The organism is Hymenobacter sp. BT730 (assembly GCF_030542105.1).
GTDB lineage: Bacteria > Bacteroidota > Bacteroidia > Cytophagales > Hymenobacteraceae > Hymenobacter.
Genome location: NZ_JAUOFB010000003.1, coordinates 70,013 through 85,163, shown reverse-complemented (window position 1 = coordinate 85,163; position 15,151 = coordinate 70,013). Strand labels below are relative to the sequence as shown.

General features: G+C 55.8%; 13 protein-coding genes. 6 read left to right on the top strand and 7 right to left on the bottom strand.

The window, feature by feature from the left end:
• The first annotated feature begins 16 nt into the window (after positions 1-16).
• On the top strand, positions 17-1,651 hold the full coding sequence (locus Q4G72_RS10165; protein WP_303311316.1) for an ArnT family glycosyltransferase: 1,635 nt from the start codon (positions 17-19) through the stop codon (positions 1,649-1,651).
• On the opposite strand, the gene Q4G72_RS10160 is transcribed toward Q4G72_RS10165, so the two are convergent.
• From Q4G72_RS10160 to Q4G72_RS10150, 3 genes are all read right to left on the bottom strand, one after another.
• The gene (locus Q4G72_RS10160) at positions 1,633-2,580 is read right to left on the bottom strand and encodes a glycosyltransferase family 2 protein (protein WP_303311315.1); all 948 of its coding nucleotides are present in this window, start codon (positions 2,578-2,580) and stop codon (positions 1,633-1,635) included. The two genes, Q4G72_RS10165 and Q4G72_RS10160, sit on opposite strands and share 19 nt — an antisense overlap.
• The gene (locus tag Q4G72_RS10155; protein ID WP_303311314.1) at positions 2,577-3,887 is read right to left on the bottom strand and encodes an MATE family efflux transporter; all 1,311 of its coding nucleotides are present in this window, start codon (positions 3,885-3,887) and stop codon (positions 2,577-2,579) included. Before Q4G72_RS10155 ends, Q4G72_RS10160 begins: the two co-directional genes overlap by 4 nt.
• Positions 3,888-4,035: 148 nt before the next feature.
• On the bottom strand, positions 4,036-4,929 hold the full coding sequence (locus Q4G72_RS10150) for a hypothetical protein (protein WP_303311313.1): 894 nt from the start codon (positions 4,927-4,929) through the stop codon (positions 4,036-4,038).
• A gap of 146 nt (positions 4,930-5,075) precedes the next feature.
• Between Q4G72_RS10150 and Q4G72_RS10145 the strand changes: the two genes are divergently transcribed.
• Together Q4G72_RS10145 and corA are read left to right on the top strand one after the other, a co-directional pair.
• On the top strand, positions 5,076-5,999 hold the full coding sequence (locus tag Q4G72_RS10145) for a hypothetical protein (protein WP_303311312.1): 924 nt from the start codon (positions 5,076-5,078) through the stop codon (positions 5,997-5,999).
• Positions 6,000-6,079: 80 nt separating this feature from the next.
• Complete coding sequence (corA, locus tag Q4G72_RS10140; RefSeq protein ID WP_303311311.1) at positions 6,080-7,276, top strand: magnesium/cobalt transporter CorA; 1,197 nt, start codon at positions 6,080-6,082, stop codon at positions 7,274-7,276.
• A 136-nt stretch (positions 7,277-7,412) separates the two neighbouring features.
• On the opposite strand, the gene Q4G72_RS10135 is transcribed toward corA, so the two are convergent.
• The 4 genes from Q4G72_RS10135 to Q4G72_RS10120 all read right to left on the bottom strand — a co-directional run bounded on the left by Q4G72_RS10135 (position 7,413) and on the right by Q4G72_RS10120 (position 11,924).
• A complete protein-coding gene (locus Q4G72_RS10135) occupies positions 7,413-10,139 on the bottom strand; it encodes a hypothetical protein (RefSeq protein ID WP_303311310.1) in 2,727 nt (908 codons plus the stop codon).
• 150 nt (positions 10,140-10,289) lie between these two features.
• On the bottom strand, positions 10,290-10,769 hold the full coding sequence (locus Q4G72_RS10130) for a sulfurtransferase (protein WP_303311309.1): 480 nt from the start codon (positions 10,767-10,769) through the stop codon (positions 10,290-10,292).
• A 15-nt stretch (positions 10,770-10,784) separates the two neighbouring features.
• Positions 10,785-11,123: a sulfurtransferase gene (locus tag Q4G72_RS10125; RefSeq protein WP_303311308.1), complete on the bottom strand. Its 339-nt coding sequence runs from the start codon at positions 11,121-11,123 to the stop codon at positions 10,785-10,787.
• Positions 11,124-11,144: 21 nt separating this feature from the next.
• Positions 11,145-11,924: a DUF2490 domain-containing protein gene (locus Q4G72_RS10120; RefSeq protein WP_303311307.1), complete on the bottom strand. Its 780-nt coding sequence runs from the start codon at positions 11,922-11,924 to the stop codon at positions 11,145-11,147.
• Positions 11,925-12,373: 449 nt separating this feature from the next.
• Here Q4G72_RS10120 and Q4G72_RS10115 point away from each other — a divergent pair, with 449 nt between their 5' ends.
• The 3 genes from Q4G72_RS10115 (at position 12,374) to Q4G72_RS10105 (ending at position 15,139) form a co-directional block, all read left to right on the top strand.
• Complete coding sequence (locus Q4G72_RS10115; RefSeq protein ID WP_303311306.1) at positions 12,374-12,631, top strand: WGxxGxxG family protein; 258 nt, start codon at positions 12,374-12,376, stop codon at positions 12,629-12,631.
• Positions 12,632-12,885: 254 nt separating this feature from the next.
• The gene (locus tag Q4G72_RS10110) at positions 12,886-13,290 is read left to right on the top strand and encodes a DoxX family protein (RefSeq protein ID WP_303311305.1); all 405 of its coding nucleotides are present in this window, start codon (positions 12,886-12,888) and stop codon (positions 13,288-13,290) included.
• Positions 13,291-13,672: 382 nt separating this feature from the next.
• On the top strand, positions 13,673-15,139 hold the full coding sequence (locus tag Q4G72_RS10105; RefSeq protein WP_303311304.1) for an APC family permease: 1,467 nt from the start codon (positions 13,673-13,675) through the stop codon (positions 15,137-15,139).
• Positions 15,140-15,151 lie beyond the last annotated feature (12 nt).

The window sequence follows — 15,151 nt, the reverse complement described above, 5'->3', positions numbered from 1 at the left end:
CCCCTTGTTTTGTACTATGAAGGACTCCTCCCCGCGTGTGGCTACCTGGACGCTGCTTGGTCTGGTGGTTTTCATTGTTGCGTATTTCTTCTTCACCCACGAAGGCCTATACGACTACGATGACTACCACTATGCCCGACTGGCTCACGAATTAGCCGCGGGTACTTTCCAGGTAAATCCCGATGCGGAACACCTGCTGATAGAGCCGTTTCGGGAAAGACTGCTGGTGTTTGCGCCGGTGGCTCTTTTCTACCGCCTATTTGGAGTGGGTATTTATACTACCACGCTGTGGCCCCTGCTATGTACCGTGGGTACCTTAGTGCTGTGTTGGGCACTGTACCGGCGCCGTGCGCCCTTGGTGGCTGCCGGGGCTATGGTGCTGCTGGGGCTGCACTACTTTATGCTTACTCTTTCCAACTACCTCTACCCCGATAACATACTGATGTTTTGGGCCTTGGCCAGCGCATCCGCACTGCTCTACGGCCGCCGGGAAAGCCAGCAGCACCCCCGCCGCTGGGGAATCAGTTTTGCCCTACTGACACTAGCCGCTTTTCTGGCCAAGGAGACTTTGGTTTTCTATCTGCCTTTTTATGGGGGTGTGCTAATGGTGGATTTATTCCGCCGTCAGCACAAGCCGTTCTGGCTGGCATCTTTAGGTGCAGGGCTGCTCCTGCTACTTGGCTACCTCAGCTTCTACTATCTGTACACCGGTGATGCGCTGTACCGCTTGCACCGAATTGAGGTAGCCAACGTCTATTTTCAGCCCAAAAACTACCTGGGAGCCCAGCATGGTCAGCTGCTAGCTCGGCTTACATGGCAGCCATTAGCCAGCTTCCTTGGGGCTGGCCTGGGGGTAGCGCTGCTACTGGCGCTGGTGGCTGCCGTAAGCCCGGCGCGGAGGCTGCCGGAAGCCCGCTTTTGGTTATGGCTGGCAGTAAGCGCCATAGCCTGTTACTGGTGGGGCAGCACTTCCCTGGAGCAGTACAACCCTATTACTCTCACCCCGCGCATGATGACACCGCTGCTGCCGCCACTGTGTCTGGCAGCAGGTTTTGGCCTACGTGAAGCGTTGCAACATCGGCTGTATGCCGGTTGGCTGGCCATGGGGCTGCTGGCCTGTGCGCTGTTGCTGCATAACAGTGGCGCGGTAGTATATGCCGGTGCTAGCGTATGTTTTGCGGGGATGTTTTTTTTGCATCACCCGGAGCGAGTTTCACCACTTCTTTTCTCCCGCCTTCCGCTGATGACTTTGCTGTTGCTTGCCGCTGTACTGGCTATCCGGCCGTTGTATTTCATGGCTAAACCCAGCGCATTTTCCTTTTTTGAGCAGCAGGCACTAATTCGGCAGTACCTGCCGGACACGGCACAAGGAACCGTTTATGTGGATGAGCACTTGCTGGAAAAGGTTGACTTTTATTACGGCTTCTCCCCAGTACCTACATTAGTGTACCGGCGTTATGAAAGTGCCGATTCCCTGCCCTTGGCAACGGAGAAACCAGCCTGGATGCTGGTTAACCGCAGCACCCTTACCAACCCGGAGCTGACGCGGCAGCTGATAAAATATACGGAGCCTGAGGTGTTGGCCAGGTTTCCGCATCGCAAGCTAGTAGCGCAAAAAGGTAAGGTGAGCCTTTACCAGGTATTTCTCTGATAATGACTTAGAATCAGCGCTGACATCCCTACCACTTTATCGATTATGCTGGCATGGCCACTTTCGCGGAGCAGCGTAAAATACGCTGCGGCCGCTCCATAGCTACCCCAGCGGGCCGCCTGCCGCATTTCCCAACGCACGCGCACCGCCAGGGCTTGCCGTTCTTCCTCCGTCCGGCACAGCTTCCAGGCTTTATGGCAGATAGCTAATGTAGAGCGTAAATGCGGGTCGCCGGGACGATAGGCGCCGCGCGACATGGCAGTACCGTGCTGCCGCTTGCGCGTGGTTACCGCATCTAAATAGTAGAACTGCCAGTTACGGGAAGCACGCACCCAGAAATCAAAGTCTTCATAGTACAGCGTTTCATCGTAGCCGCGCAGCTCGTCAAGGGTTGCGCGGCGCATCATCATAGTGGGCGTACTGATGAAGTAGCGGCGAAGTACCTCCGCAAATACCCACCCGGAGGCAGGCGCGGGAAACGGTTTTCCAAGGCGCTGATGCACATGCAGGCGGATGTGCTGCCCTTGGTCATCTATCAACTCCGCATTGGAATATACCATCCCTACGGTGGGCGGCAACTGCTGAAATGCGGCTATCTGTTGGGCAATCCGCTCCGGCAGGAGCACATCATCGGTAGCAAAATCAATCAGATACTCACCCTTTGCGCTACGATACGCCTGGTTGAAAGCCCGGCATAGGCCCAGGTTATAGGGATGTAGCTGTAGCTTCCAGGCAGGATGTTGGGCTGCATACTCCTGCAGTATGGCTGCACTGCCATCGGTGCTGGCGTTATCAACCAGCATAACTTCCAAGTTGGGATATGTCTGGGCCAGGATAGAGTTCAGGGCTTCGCGCAAAAAGGGCGCGTGGTTGTGGCAGAGGGCCACAATAGTTACCAGAGGCAGCGCGGCAGGATCAGGAGGCATCATACGGTGGAAGCTGGGAGCCAGTATTTCCGGAATCCGACACCGGTACCCACCAACAACACCCCAAAACGCGCTGCATGGGCCAGGGGTGCCCCCAGCAATCCAAACCGGGGCAGCAGCACAGCCAGCAGCACCGCATACAACACCGCCGAGCCTGCCTGCACCGCTACGTAGCGCCCCACCTGTGCCCGGGCCGAAAGCAGGAAAAGTAAGGTCCAGGTCAGGAATTTAGCCCAGTCGCCGAGTAGCTGTGGGCCCAATAGCGGAGCGGCGGCGGCAAAGTGTTGGTCAAAGAGTAGCGGCAGCAGCCAGTGGCGCATCAGAAACAATGCTCCCAGCCCCAGGGCCAGCACCGGCGCCAGTAGCAACAACACCGTGCGCATATAAGTGCTTAGGGCAGCAGGTTGATGAATAAGCGCTGCTAGGCGCGGGTAAAACACGCTGCCCATCACCGCTGAAAAAACCATGGTATAATTATCCGAAAGCTTAGCCACCGCCTGCCACAAATCGGTTTGAGCCAGGGAAAAGTATCGAATCATTACGGCGCGCATGGCAAAGTCTACGGCTTTGCTGAAGAGCAGCAGGCTAAGGGCCATCAGCAGGAAATGACTGAGAGCACGCAACGCCGCCGGGCTGATTCGGCCCCGCATATCAGGCAGCAGACCAGCGCGGGCTGCTACCACCATTGTGACCAGCAGTGTGCCTCCTTGCGCTAACAAATAAGCCAGCAAAGCCCAACGCACCTCCCAGCCCGCTGCCAGGGCGACGCCTACGGCCAATACGCCCAGCGCACTTAACACAACCGTGAGCCACACATAGGCCCGCAAGCGCCCGGCCGCCAACAGCACTGAAACCAGAAAGGCATGGCCCGTAAGCAGACTGATGCCCAGCGCAAACAGCAGTACCCAGCTCACAGTGGGCTGAAACACGCCGGCCAGGGGCGTACGTGCCAGCAGCAACAGCACCGCACCTACCAGCAGCACGGCCGCATTCATGGCCATGCCGGCTACCAGCCAGAGCCGAAAACGAGCAGAACCGGCAGGCAGTGGTGCTAGATATTTCACCATACCCACATGCACCCCATCATTCGGCAACGTGGTGAACATTGCCATGAGGTTTTGAAAATGTGCCAGCAACGTAAGACCACCCGCTCCCCCGTATAATGCCAACAACTTATTGAGCAGCAAAGCCCCACCTGCCCGCGCCAGCACTGCTACTCCAGATCCTAGGGAGCCACGCAGGAAACGGCCGAGCACCGCGCTGCGGGTTTCAGGCTGAGAAGCGGGCGGAAAAGTGGAGGCGGGATTCAAGGGGTAAGGTGCCGGCTAGGGCTGCAGAGTTGTGGCCTCAAACGTAAATTTCAGACTGCTGACACCTCCCAGATGCTTTTTAAACCGGAGCAGCGGAAAATTGGGCCCCTCCGGCAGCATGGAGGTACCTAAGTCCAGCAGATGCATGTCATTTGGCACGGCCAAAGGCATGCAGCCCGGCGTTCAACAGCACAACGGGGCTATAGGCATTGTATGCCAGTGGACTGGCCGGGTAGAAATTATAAAGCACCTGTTCATTAATGCGAATAGCTACTGTTAAGGCTGCCCAGTTCCCCTTTGCATCGCGCACTGAAAACAGAAAAAAGTCGCGCGGAAACTGCTGAAACAACTCCTGCAGGCGTTCCAACGGCAAAGAAAGGGCCTGGCCTTTCTCCTGCCGGCATTGCGCCAGAAACTCGTAGGCCAGCGGAAGTAGTAAAGGAGGCTCCTGTTCAAACTGCATACCTGCCTGCTGGCACTTCCGTAGCCGCCGCCGCTCCGAGGGATGCAGCCCGGCCTCATATTCCTCGCGCAAAGGCAGGTGGTGGTTTTCCTCTGCCTGGGAAATCTGAAACCCCAGGCTGGTAAGCGCCTGTGCCAGCTTAGAAACGGCAGCCGGCGCATAGGCTGCAGGATAAAGCCTTAGGCGGACAAGCGGCAGCCGTTGACTTTGCAGTTCGGCCAATACTGCTATTAGAAAGCTGTGCAGCACTTCCCCTGAAACCGAATCAGCTATTTGAATGCCCCCAAATGGCGCCTGGTAGGGAGTGATGCTTTGCTGGGGGGCGTTGGACGCAAATACCGGAAATAGGGCCACCGTTTGCTGAATGCGGTGGTCCTCCAGCCAGAAAAGCAACCGCTCAGCGGAGGCAGGCTGCAGGGCTAAATGAGCCGGCCGCAGAAACAGAAACAGTTCAAACGCCAGAGGCAGGGCCAGTGCGGCACCCACTCCCGTTTGCCAACGCACAGAATAGCGCCCGCCAGCTACCGGCAACACCAGAGAATTATCAGAAGCAGCCGAATTACTCAACAGGGTGGGCATGGATGGAGGGCGAAAGTAAAAAAAACGCGGCGGCCCGGGGCCACCCCGTAGCTTTGCGCCCCAACTTTTCCCTTTCTGCCACTTTTCCGGCAGATGGTTAGGCAGGGCCCGTTAGCCCTGATCCATATCTTTCCATAGCCTTCTTTATGCTTGCCCTTCTGATTTACGTGCTCTTTTCGGGGGCCATTGTTTTCACTTTCAAATATTTCAGCCGTTTCCGCATCCCTACGTTTCAGGCGCTGGTGGTGAATTATCTTACCTGCACGGCAGTGGGTTTTGGCATGAGCGGCGCCCCTTCCCTGGCCCCGTTGCAGGCCGGAGGTCCGTGGCTGGTGGCTGCGGTCGTGTTGGGGGCTCTCTTTATCACTACATTCTATCTGGTTGCCCTCACCACCCAGCGCGTGAGCGTTAGCGCGGCGGCGGTAGCTACCAAGATGTCGTTGGTACTGCCCGTGGCGTTCAATCTACTGGTGCTGCAACAGGCCCAACGCCCATACACGCTGCTCAATTATATGGGCATTGCCCTGGCGGTGGTAGCCATTATTCTTACCGTGTGGAAACCAGCACCGGCTAACGCCCCGAGCCCTGGCAGAGAAGCAGTGCCTACGGCTGCCTGGTGGCTGCCTGTGCTGGCGTTTCTGGCCAGCGGCTCCGGCGATACGCTCCTGAACTATGCCAGTTCCCGGCTACTATCCACCCCGGAGCAACAGGCGCTGTTTCCTATTCTGCTCTTCGGCACTGCTGCAGTTGTGGGCATTGGAGTGTTGGCAGCACGTCTTTGGGCTCAGGAAGAAACCTTGCAATGGCGCAGCCTGCCGGCAGGCATTATTCTGGGTATTTTGAATTACTTCTCTGTTCATTTTCTGATTAGAGCCTTGGGGGCGTTCAGCAACGATGGAGCTTTTGTGTATCCCCTGGCCAACATTGGCACTATTCTGCTGGGGGCACTGGGCGGCTACGTCCTTTTCCGCGAGCGGTTGGGGCGCACCGGACAGTTGGGTTTACTCACCGCTTTGCTGGCTCTTTTGCTGCTCTCCTATCAGGAAGTGTTGGCAGCGGTAAGGAGCTAGCTTCTACTTTTTGTAGTAGCTTCCGTAGCATATGCGGTTTCAAGCCGCTTTCCTTCTTTCCCTGATTGCCTCTTCGCGCCATGTCTTCCATTCCGCCCCTTGGCGAAACTGCTACCCCCCTTCCTGCTCCGGAGTCGGCAGCCGATGCCAATCCCAGCAGCATTTCCGACCGGCAGGCAACCCGCCAGGCCCGCCGTCAGGTAGTAGGCCAACGGCCGGGCAGCCTGATAATTCATGAGAATTCTCTCAAGCCCCGGCTGTTCATGATTTCATATGATGCTGAGGTTTTCGAGGAAAAGGAATTTGATAGCTATGACGAACTGATTGACTCCTTCACACGCAATCCTCACCTGCGGCACTGGATTGACGTACGTGGCTACGACGACCTGCCGCTGATGGAGCGCATTATGGATGACTTCGAGCTGCACGCCCTACAGATGGAAGACGTGCTGGGTGACTACCAGCGGGCTAAAGTGGAAGAGTTTGATGATGGCCGCCTGTTCCTGGTTTCCCGCATGACGGAGTTCACCCCCGACCTGGAGATTGACGATGACCAGCTTAGCCTGTTCACCGGGCCCAACTATGTGCTGTCTTTTCAGGATGATTACGATGACTGCCTCGACTCCGTGCGCCAACGCATCCGCTCAGGGCGCAGCCAGATTATGCGCCGCCCCCCACTCTACCTGGCCTATAGCTTAACGGATGTGGTGCTCGACCACTACTTCCCTACTATGGCCGCCATTGGCGACTATATTGAACACCTGGAGGAGCTGATTTTTCGCTCCCGCCGCGCCGACCGGCGCTTGCTGGGCCGCATCCTGCAAATCAAGAAAGATATTGTGCGCTTTCGCCGGCTGGTGTACCCCGAGCGCGACAAAATCATGGAAATCCTACGCCTGCCGGACGATGTGATGCCAGAGGAAATGAAGGTATTCTACCGCGACTGTTACGACCACTCCGTGCAGGCCCTGGATCTGGCCGAGAGCTACAAAGAATCGGTGAATAGCCTGGTGGAGCTCTACCTCTCCGACCAAAGCAACCGCATGAACGAGGTTATGAAAGTGCTGACCATCATCAGCAGCATCTTCATTCCGCTCAGCTTTGTGGTAGGCCTCTATGGCATGAACTTCCAGCGTGAAAACCCGCACGGGGGCATCAACTACTTGAACATGCCTGAGCTCTACCATCCTTTGGGCTACCCTATTCTACTGGGCACTCTCCTGCTGGTGGTAATTGTGCAACTGGTGTATTTCTACCGAAAAGGCTGGATGTCCTAAGCAGGAAACCGGAATACCAGCTTATTTTTCCAACAGGACGAGGTGATTAATTTATTGTTCCGCAGAACGGCATAGCTGCACTTATCAGCAGGTAGCAATATCAATCAATAAGTTTTTCTGAGAATAACAGCTTCTGCTACTCTGCGGTTACGCTGGTGCGGCGTAGCGCGCGACCTTCTGAGCGGTAGATTATCCAACTGTTAGTGCTGGCATCAAACCGGGCTTCTATAGTGGGGGCACTGCTGGGGAAGGTACGGCCACCAAGCTGCTTGCCTTTAGAGTTGTAGAGATACACTTGGTTGGGACCGGGCTCTGTGATGGATAATAGTCGGCGTCCAGTACCGAAATCAAAAAACTGTACGGGCTTCACGTCGGAGGTAGTGAAGCGACGCTCCACTACCCGCCTTCCGGCCGCATCAAAAATCGTTAGTAGGCCGTTAGGCTCCTGCCTTACCACCACGTAGGTGCGCTGTTGTTGATCCGGAATGATGCGGAACGTGCAGCCGCGGCTCCAGGTGCTGATGCGGCTGCGGTTGAGCACGTACCCGCTCAGGTTAAACTGTACCCGCTCACCCTGCTGCGTAACCACTGTGAGACGAGTACGTTGCAGGGTGGAGCCCGTCTCTACAAAAGCCGAGGTATGCAGACGCGCCCCCACACTAATAGGAAAACCCGGATAGGTGCCACCTTGTCGGTCGAAGGCGAAGATGTAGCCATTTTCCAGCAGTACCACAATAACGTCGCTGCCCGCTACACTGAGGTAATGAGGCGGAGCCGCCGGAGAAAACTCTAGGCGCTTGGGCTGCCAGTTGGGCAAAAGGTTACCATTCGTATCGTAGAGAAAGAAATTGCCGCCCCCACCACCTACCAGCAGCCGGGTGGCGCCACCCTGATTTGGTGATGGAGTGAGTGAGCTTACCTGCACCGAATCGGGCAGGTTGAGGGGAAAATGCGGCGCCGGGCGCCCCTGAGGGTCTAACAGAACCAGCTGGTTGGTGGTGGCCAGCAGAAAACCTGAAGCATCCCCTACAGGCAGGCGGTGTACCGGGCCTACTACCGAGCCGCTGAGGGTATCGGACCAGGTAGCAACATTTTCTGGAGTAATGTAGTGCAGCACCCGCAGGCTGTCCTGCACCAGCATACCGGGAGTGCGGGCATTGGCAATGCTCACCAGCATGGGAGGCGTAATCAGGCGGTTTCTGAAGGTTAGGGAGCCTCCATCTTCTGCGGCTACCGCACCCTGGGCTACGCTGCTCACGGCCGGGTGGCGCAGCAGCAGCTGGGTAAAATACTGGGCACCTTGCTCCTGCTCACTATCCGCTGGGGGCACCAGCTGCAGGGCCATCTGTGGGAATCGTTTAAACAATGTTTCGTTGCGCAGAAGCCCAGCCCGTCGGTCTTCCTTTAGGGCACGCAACAGTACGTTCCAGCTGTTCTGCGCATCCATAATTACGCTCAGGCGGGCCAATGGCTGCATTTCTTCCAGCAACGCAACCTGCGTTGGCGATTTGGCCCACACTTTTCCGGCTGCTACATCCTGGAGCCAGGGGCGCAGTTCGGCAGCATTCTGGGCAAAAGCCACAAAGCTGCCCACCTGCACTACTACCCCTGCGCCAAAGCCCCGAAAAAGAGGCCCCAGCAGCCGGGCCGGCACTTCCTCCACTCCTACCTGATACAATTGGTAGGGCCCCACTCGCTCAAAAGAAGGGCTTCCACCGGCGGCACGGCGCAGGTGGCCCAGCGCCAGCGCCATACGGCCCGCATCGGCGCAATGAGCCAAAGCAACGCGGGCCGGAGCCTGCCGCGCCGAAATGGTAGACAAATAGCAAAGCGCTACTTCTCCATCCAGCAAAGAAGCCACAGAATCCAGGGCGGTAGTAGTGGCAGCATTGGATAGGGCGGGCATGGGCTGGCGTAGGGAGGCCGGCTTTTGTATGCCCAGGTGCAGCAGCATAGCGGTGCGCAGAGAAAGAATATCAGCCATGCGCAGGCGCTGGGGCACCTGGCCGCGCAGGCGCTGGTGCAAAGCATCGCGGGCAATTTCGGGGTTGGTAAAGCCGTTGAATACAACCTTGTTGCCGGCTAGCTGCATTTCCAGCAGGCCATTTTTCCCCAGGCCGGTCAGCATTTCCAGGCTGGGGCGCAGCTCCGGCCGGAAAAACAGATTTAGAAATGGCGGCAGCTGCCGGTAGTTTACCAGCAGCGTAGCATCTACACCCTTCAGCTTTTGGTAATCAATGTTATGAAAATCGGCAGCTACGGAGGGCTGGCCTTCGTGCTCAATGCGGGCTATTACTTTCTCAATCAATAGCGGGCTGGCACTGATGATGAGGTGGTTGCGGTAGTTGAAGTACGTAACCCCTGCCCCGGTGCCCCTCGCCCGGATATCGGTCAGCATCATATCATGAAACTCGCGGGTTTGTACCTGAAAACGGGGAATGCGCCCCAAGGCCTCGGCAGCAGCCCGCACCTGCCGGAACTCGCGCACGGTGTTTAGCGGCACTTGGTATAGAATATCAAAGGTACCAGGGCCGGTAACATGCACGGAGGCCAGCACCGTTTTGCGCCCCAGAAACCGCAGCAGGTTGTTGCGGCTGTTGGTCAGGCTATCCAACAGCACCGCATTTTCCTCAAACTGCTGGAAGTAGGGCAGCGCCGTAAGATTATCCCAAAGCTGAGTTTCCTTGAGGTGGCGCACCAGGGTTGGATGGTCACGGGTGGCCACGACAAAAACGGCATCGTCGGGCACCAGCGCCCAGGCATCTACGGGCACGCGGGCTACCGTGCGCCGATAATACACATAGGAGCCCAGGGCTGTGACAAGCAGCAGCCCGGCCAGAAACACCAGTAATTTATTGGACATGCAACACGGCCAGGGTGGGGAGCAGAAGCTGTAAAGGTAGCATACCTATTCGCAGGCACCCGCCTCAAGGTTGTGACGGGCACGGTAAGCCTGCAAGGTATTATCAGGCCCGAGAATAATGTCATGTTTTTTGGGACGGGCACTTGAGTATTAAGCGCCAGTGGCTATAGGCAGATTATTCCGCGACCATTCGCTCCAGGAACCAACGTATAAACGGGGCATGGGTAGGCCGGCCTGCGCAAAGGCCAGCAGGGTGTGGCAGGCAGTAACGCCGGAACCGCAATGCACTATTACTTCCCCGGCTGGCTGTTGGCCGATAACGCCAGCATACTTTTCCCGAAGCTTTTCCGCTGGCAGAAATTTTCCTTCTGCATCCAGGTTGTTGGTGAGTGGCACATTCATCGCCCCCGGAATATGGCCGGCCACAGTATCAATTGGTTCCGTTTCGCCGCGGAAACGGTTGGCGTCGCGCACATCCATAATAAGGCCCTCTCCCGTTTGGGAAGCCTGCTGCACCTCCGCCAGCGAAGCCAGTGGCAGTTGCCAGGAAGTAGCTGGATATGGGCCCAGGGGAAGGGGGTTTTCAAAGGCCGAGCTGGTAGGAAAACCGGCCTGTACGGCCGCTTTCATGCCACCATTCAGCACCTATACGGCCTGGTGGCCCAGGGCACGCAGCATCCACCAGCAGCGGGCAGCCGCATTGGCTCCGGCTTTATCATCATACACCACTACAGAGGTGGCCGGGCCAATCCCCAACCGCCCCAGCAGCCCGGCAAATGCGGCTACTTGGGGCAAAGGATGCCGGCCACCCTGCGCGGGGTTGCCAGGCGCGGCCAGATCTTTTTCCAGATCAACCCAAAGCGCACCGGCCAGGTGCTGTTCCTGGTATTGTTGCTGAGCTTTGGGACCGGAGCGGGCATCCAGCAGCACAAATGCGCCATTTGGCTGCTTTAGCAATTCCTCGGCGCTAATTAGGGGCTGCATATCCTGCTGGTATGGTCTGCGCTAGTCCTGCTGGGTAGGCAGGTGTTCTGGTGCGGGAGTGCTGGCTTTATGGGCCAGACGGTAGCTTACGGCCAAGACAATATTGTTTTTGGCCGAGGTATTCTGGGGCAGAAACTGGCCCTGCTTAAAGGCGGGCAGGTTGTAGTTTGCCTGATTTACCCAGCCGGCCTGCACGGTGAGGTGGGTATTAAACTGATAGCCTGCACCGGCATACACCCGGTTACGCTCCAGTACCGGCCCTTTGGGGTTCAGGAATATCTCATCATAAAACGAGACGAATACTGTGTTCGGGCTGATGGTAGTGTGATTGAGCGGGACAAAGGCGTTCAGACGGTAGCGCAGGCGGTTGCGGGTAGAGGTACTGTCGCCGCGGTAGTTAAACCAGCGCTGCTCCAGGCGGTAGCGGTGCTCTACTTTCACCCGGCTCATGTACTGGTTAAGCGTGAGCTGCAGCCACAAGCGGGCTTCCTTGTTGTTGGGGCCGGCATCCAGGTCTTTGGGAGTATAAGTGGCATAGCGCCCACCGGCCACCATCACGGTAAAGTTCTTGTCCAGATCGTAGCTCAGGCCGCCTTTCAGCTCATTATAGAAGTACTGGCTGAACAGGCCATTAGTGCGGGCCTGTACCTCGGCAAAGCCACCCCATTTCTTTTCGGGAGTGCCGGGCAACTGCACGGTGCCGATAAACCATGTTCCCCAGGTGCCAGGCGTCTGCGCCATGGCCGGCCGATTAATTAATAGGCCCCCAAGGACTATCACGAGGCATAGTATTTTTTTCATCTGGCAAGTCTGCTTTATGCGACGAAGGTAAAGGGTTGCTAGAATTTGCAGGCACATCCCCGCATTAATACCAGTAGCAACAACTTGCTTTAGCTTTCCATCTTCCAGCCCTGGCTTCCCTATCCCCCGCCTGCTAAAAAAGAAAACAGCTTTGCCTGTTAAGCCTATGCCCTGCTTATCGCGGATAGAAAAGCCTCTTTAAAGTCACTGAAAACAGGTCATTGAAGAGACTTCTCCACGCATTTTTATAAAGATAATCCTATACCCATTTTCGCAGGCAGGAAAAGTGGTATCCTTATTCGTTTTCAGTCACTTACATGGGTAAATACAAATGCACTTCCTCTTATAGAATAAATTAATATGAAAACAATTTAATTATATGGTGCGTAAGGAGGCCAAATGGCATAAATGCCACGTTACAACTCCTATTCCCAACTAAAACACATATCATGAAAAAGACTAAAAAGCTCCTCGGTTTGCTCGCATTTGGTGTCGTAATGGGGGTTACTCCTCCTGCCATGGCGCAAACCACTGATGCCAATACAACTACCACGACTACCGATGTTGACAGTGATGATGACGATGATGACGACCACGGCAACTGGGGCCTGCTAGGCTTGCTCGGCCTGGCTGGCTTGCTCGGCCGTCGTAAGCCAGAAGTAGTTCATACTTCCAACGTTCATAACAACCCCAACCAAAACCGCTAATGTGAACTGAATTCTGATGGCTTGCCAAGCTTTTCCCGGCTCCATTGAATTCACGCTAATAGTTAGTAAAGCCCCGGCAAATATGCCGGGGCTTTTTCTTTGGAGTGAGTATTATTTTAGACAATCTAAATCGGGTTATTTTTCTATCTTATTGCACAATTCTTTACGCAAGTCCTACCTAAGAAGGACAGTTCAGCCTACAATTAAATTACCATTACTGAATACCTTTTGTATAACCTCTACTTCTAACTGGTATGAGCTACACATCGGTTACGTTTGCTTTGCTGCGAATTGCAGCCGGCCTGTTGTTTATGCTGCACGGCACCCAAAAGCTAATGGGCTTCCCCGGGGATGGGTCTTCTGTACCCTTAAGCTCCTTAATGGGGGTAGCCGGTTTTATTGAGCTGGGATGTGGTTTTTTAATAATGTTTGGTCTGTTTACCCGCCTGGCAGCCTTTCTGGCCAGTGGTGAAATGGCTGTGGCATTCTTTATGGCGCACTTTCCTAAAAGCCCTCTGCCCATACAGAACCAAGGTGAGCCAGCCGTTTTATTCTGCTTTATCTTCCTGTTTATAGCCGCTCATGGCGCAGGCATCTGGAGCCTAGATGGGCTACGCTACCGAAAAACGGATGCTACTCCTACCAACGCCATTGTGTAAACAAGACCCCAGGCTAGAAAAGGCATTCCTGCTTCCATCCTCTGTTTATTAAGCTTAACACTCACTGGCTGGCTACCGGTGTAGTTATCCCTGCCGCTGCTACCTATCCGTAGCGTGTGGTTTCCTTTGCCATTCCCTCAGCCCGTTCTGAATCATTTACTATATGGTGATGGCGGCACATAGGACATTTCACCTAAGCTCAATAAGCGGACAGCCACTCTTTAGCAGAGCGGTCAGGTGTCCCCAATTATCCTAGAAAAATCAGGCAGGGAGTCATTCCCATCTGGGGTGTTAAATGCTGGCTTTTTCTTCATTATTCAGCTTCCTCACTTTCTATCCCATTTCCCTCCTATCTTCCGGCAAAACTTCTACTCTTTCCTGTATGCCCGAAGAACAACAAGGACAGTTTCAGCGCGCCATCACGCTTTTTGATGCCATCATGATTGTGACCGGCAGCATGATTGGCTCCGGTATTTTTATTGTTTCCGCTGACATTGCCCGGCAGGTGGGTTCGGCAGGGTGGCTACTGGTCGTATGGCTCATTACCGGCGTCATTACCCTGGCCGGGGCCGTAAGCTACGGCGAGCTAGCCTCCATGTTCCCGAAGGTGGGCGGCCAGTATGTGTACCTGCGCGAAGCCTTCGGTCGCCTCACGGCCTTTTTGTATGGTTGGACATTGTTTCTCGTAATTCAGACCGGTGTAATTGCCGCCGTGGCCGTGGCTTTTGCCAAGTTTACCGGCGTGCTGGTGCCCTGGTTCAGTGTCAAGAACGTACTGTTCAACATCGGGCCGTTTGCTTTCAGCAGCGTACAGCTGCTGGCTATTATCCTGATTGTGGCCATCACGGCCCTCAACGCCCAAGGCGTGCGTACCGGCAAGCTCATTCAGAATGTACTGGGCTCCACCAAGCTCATTGCACTGGCGCTGCTGATAATTGGCGGCATTACCCTGGGTTTGAATGCTGAAGCGGTGCAGGCCAACTTTGCCGATATGTGGACGGCCATGCGCTACCCTGCTCCCGGCGTATCGGCAGCACCCCTCCCACTCGATATGACCGGCTTGGTTATCGCCATTGGCATGGCCATGACCGGCTCCCTTTTCTCCTCTGATTCCTGGAATAACATTGGTTTTGCGGGTGAGGAAATTGTAAACCCCGAGCGCACGCTGGTACGCAGCATGGCCATTGGTACCGCCATTGTTACGGCTCTCTACATTCTGGTGAACGTGGTGTACCTGCTCTCCCTGCCGCTGGTAGGCTCGCCGGATGCTACCACTCTGGCTGGCCGCGGCATTCAGTACGCTACCGATGACCGGGTAGCCACAGCCGTAGCTGAGCACGTACTGGGCCCAGCGGGCGCCGTAGTTATGGCGGTGCTCATCATGCTGAGCACCTTTGGCGCCAACAACGGCATCATTCTAAGCGGCGCCCGTGCCTATTACGCCATGGCGAAGGACGGCTTGTTCTTCTCTGGTCTGTCCCGTCTGAATGCAGCCGGTGTGCCGGCCCGCGCTCTGTGGGTGCAGTGCTTGTGGGCCTGCCTGCTTTGCCTTAGCGGCTCCTACGGCCAACTGCTGAACTATGTGATGTTCTCGGTTATCCTGTTCTACGTTATTACCATTGTAGGCATTTTCGTGCTACGCCGCACCCGTCCGGAGGCCCCGCGCCCCTACCGTGCCTGGGGCTATCCTTTGGTACCTGGCATTTATGTGCTGCTGGCTTCTGCATTCTGCATTATCCTGCTCCTGGCTCCTGATACGGCCGAGTACTCTCGTTATGGTCTGCTGCTGGTAGCTTTGGGGGTACCAGTGTATTTCCTGTTTGGCCGGCGCTTCTCCCGGTCGGCTTAATGGGCTCGGTCA

Bases quoted from the DNA above. Each gene is read 5' to 3' on its own strand.
- Q4G72_RS10165 (WP_303311316.1), top strand. From the start codon at position 17: ATGAAGGACTCCTCCCCGCGTGTGGCTACCTGGACGCTGCTTGGTCTG.
- Q4G72_RS10160 (WP_303311315.1), bottom strand. From the start codon at position 2,580: ATGATGCCTCCTGATCCTGCCGCGCTGCCTCTGGTAACTATTGTGGCC.
- Q4G72_RS10150 (WP_303311313.1), bottom strand. From the start codon at position 4,929: ATGCCCACCCTGTTGAGTAATTCGGCTGCTTCTGATAATTCTCTGGTG.
- Q4G72_RS10145 (WP_303311312.1), top strand. From the start codon at position 5,076: ATGCTTGCCCTTCTGATTTACGTGCTCTTTTCGGGGGCCATTGTTTTC.
- corA (WP_303311311.1), top strand. From the start codon at position 6,080: ATGTCTTCCATTCCGCCCCTTGGCGAAACTGCTACCCCCCTTCCTGCT.
- Q4G72_RS10135 (WP_303311310.1), bottom strand. From the start codon at position 10,139: ATGTCCAATAAATTACTGGTGTTTCTGGCCGGGCTGCTGCTTGTCACA.
- Q4G72_RS10130 (WP_303311309.1), bottom strand. From the start codon at position 10,769: ATGAAAGCGGCCGTACAGGCCGGTTTTCCTACCAGCTCGGCCTTTGAA.
- Q4G72_RS10125 (WP_303311308.1), bottom strand. From the start codon at position 11,123: ATGCAGCCCCTAATTAGCGCCGAGGAATTGCTAAAGCAGCCAAATGGC.
- Q4G72_RS10120 (WP_303311307.1), bottom strand. From the start codon at position 11,924: ATGAAAAAAATACTATGCCTCGTGATAGTCCTTGGGGGCCTATTAATT.
- Q4G72_RS10115 (WP_303311306.1), top strand. From the start codon at position 12,374: ATGAAAAAGACTAAAAAGCTCCTCGGTTTGCTCGCATTTGGTGTCGTA.
- Q4G72_RS10110 (WP_303311305.1), top strand. From the start codon at position 12,886: ATGAGCTACACATCGGTTACGTTTGCTTTGCTGCGAATTGCAGCCGGC.
- Q4G72_RS10105 (WP_303311304.1), top strand. From the start codon at position 13,673: ATGCCCGAAGAACAACAAGGACAGTTTCAGCGCGCCATCACGCTTTTT.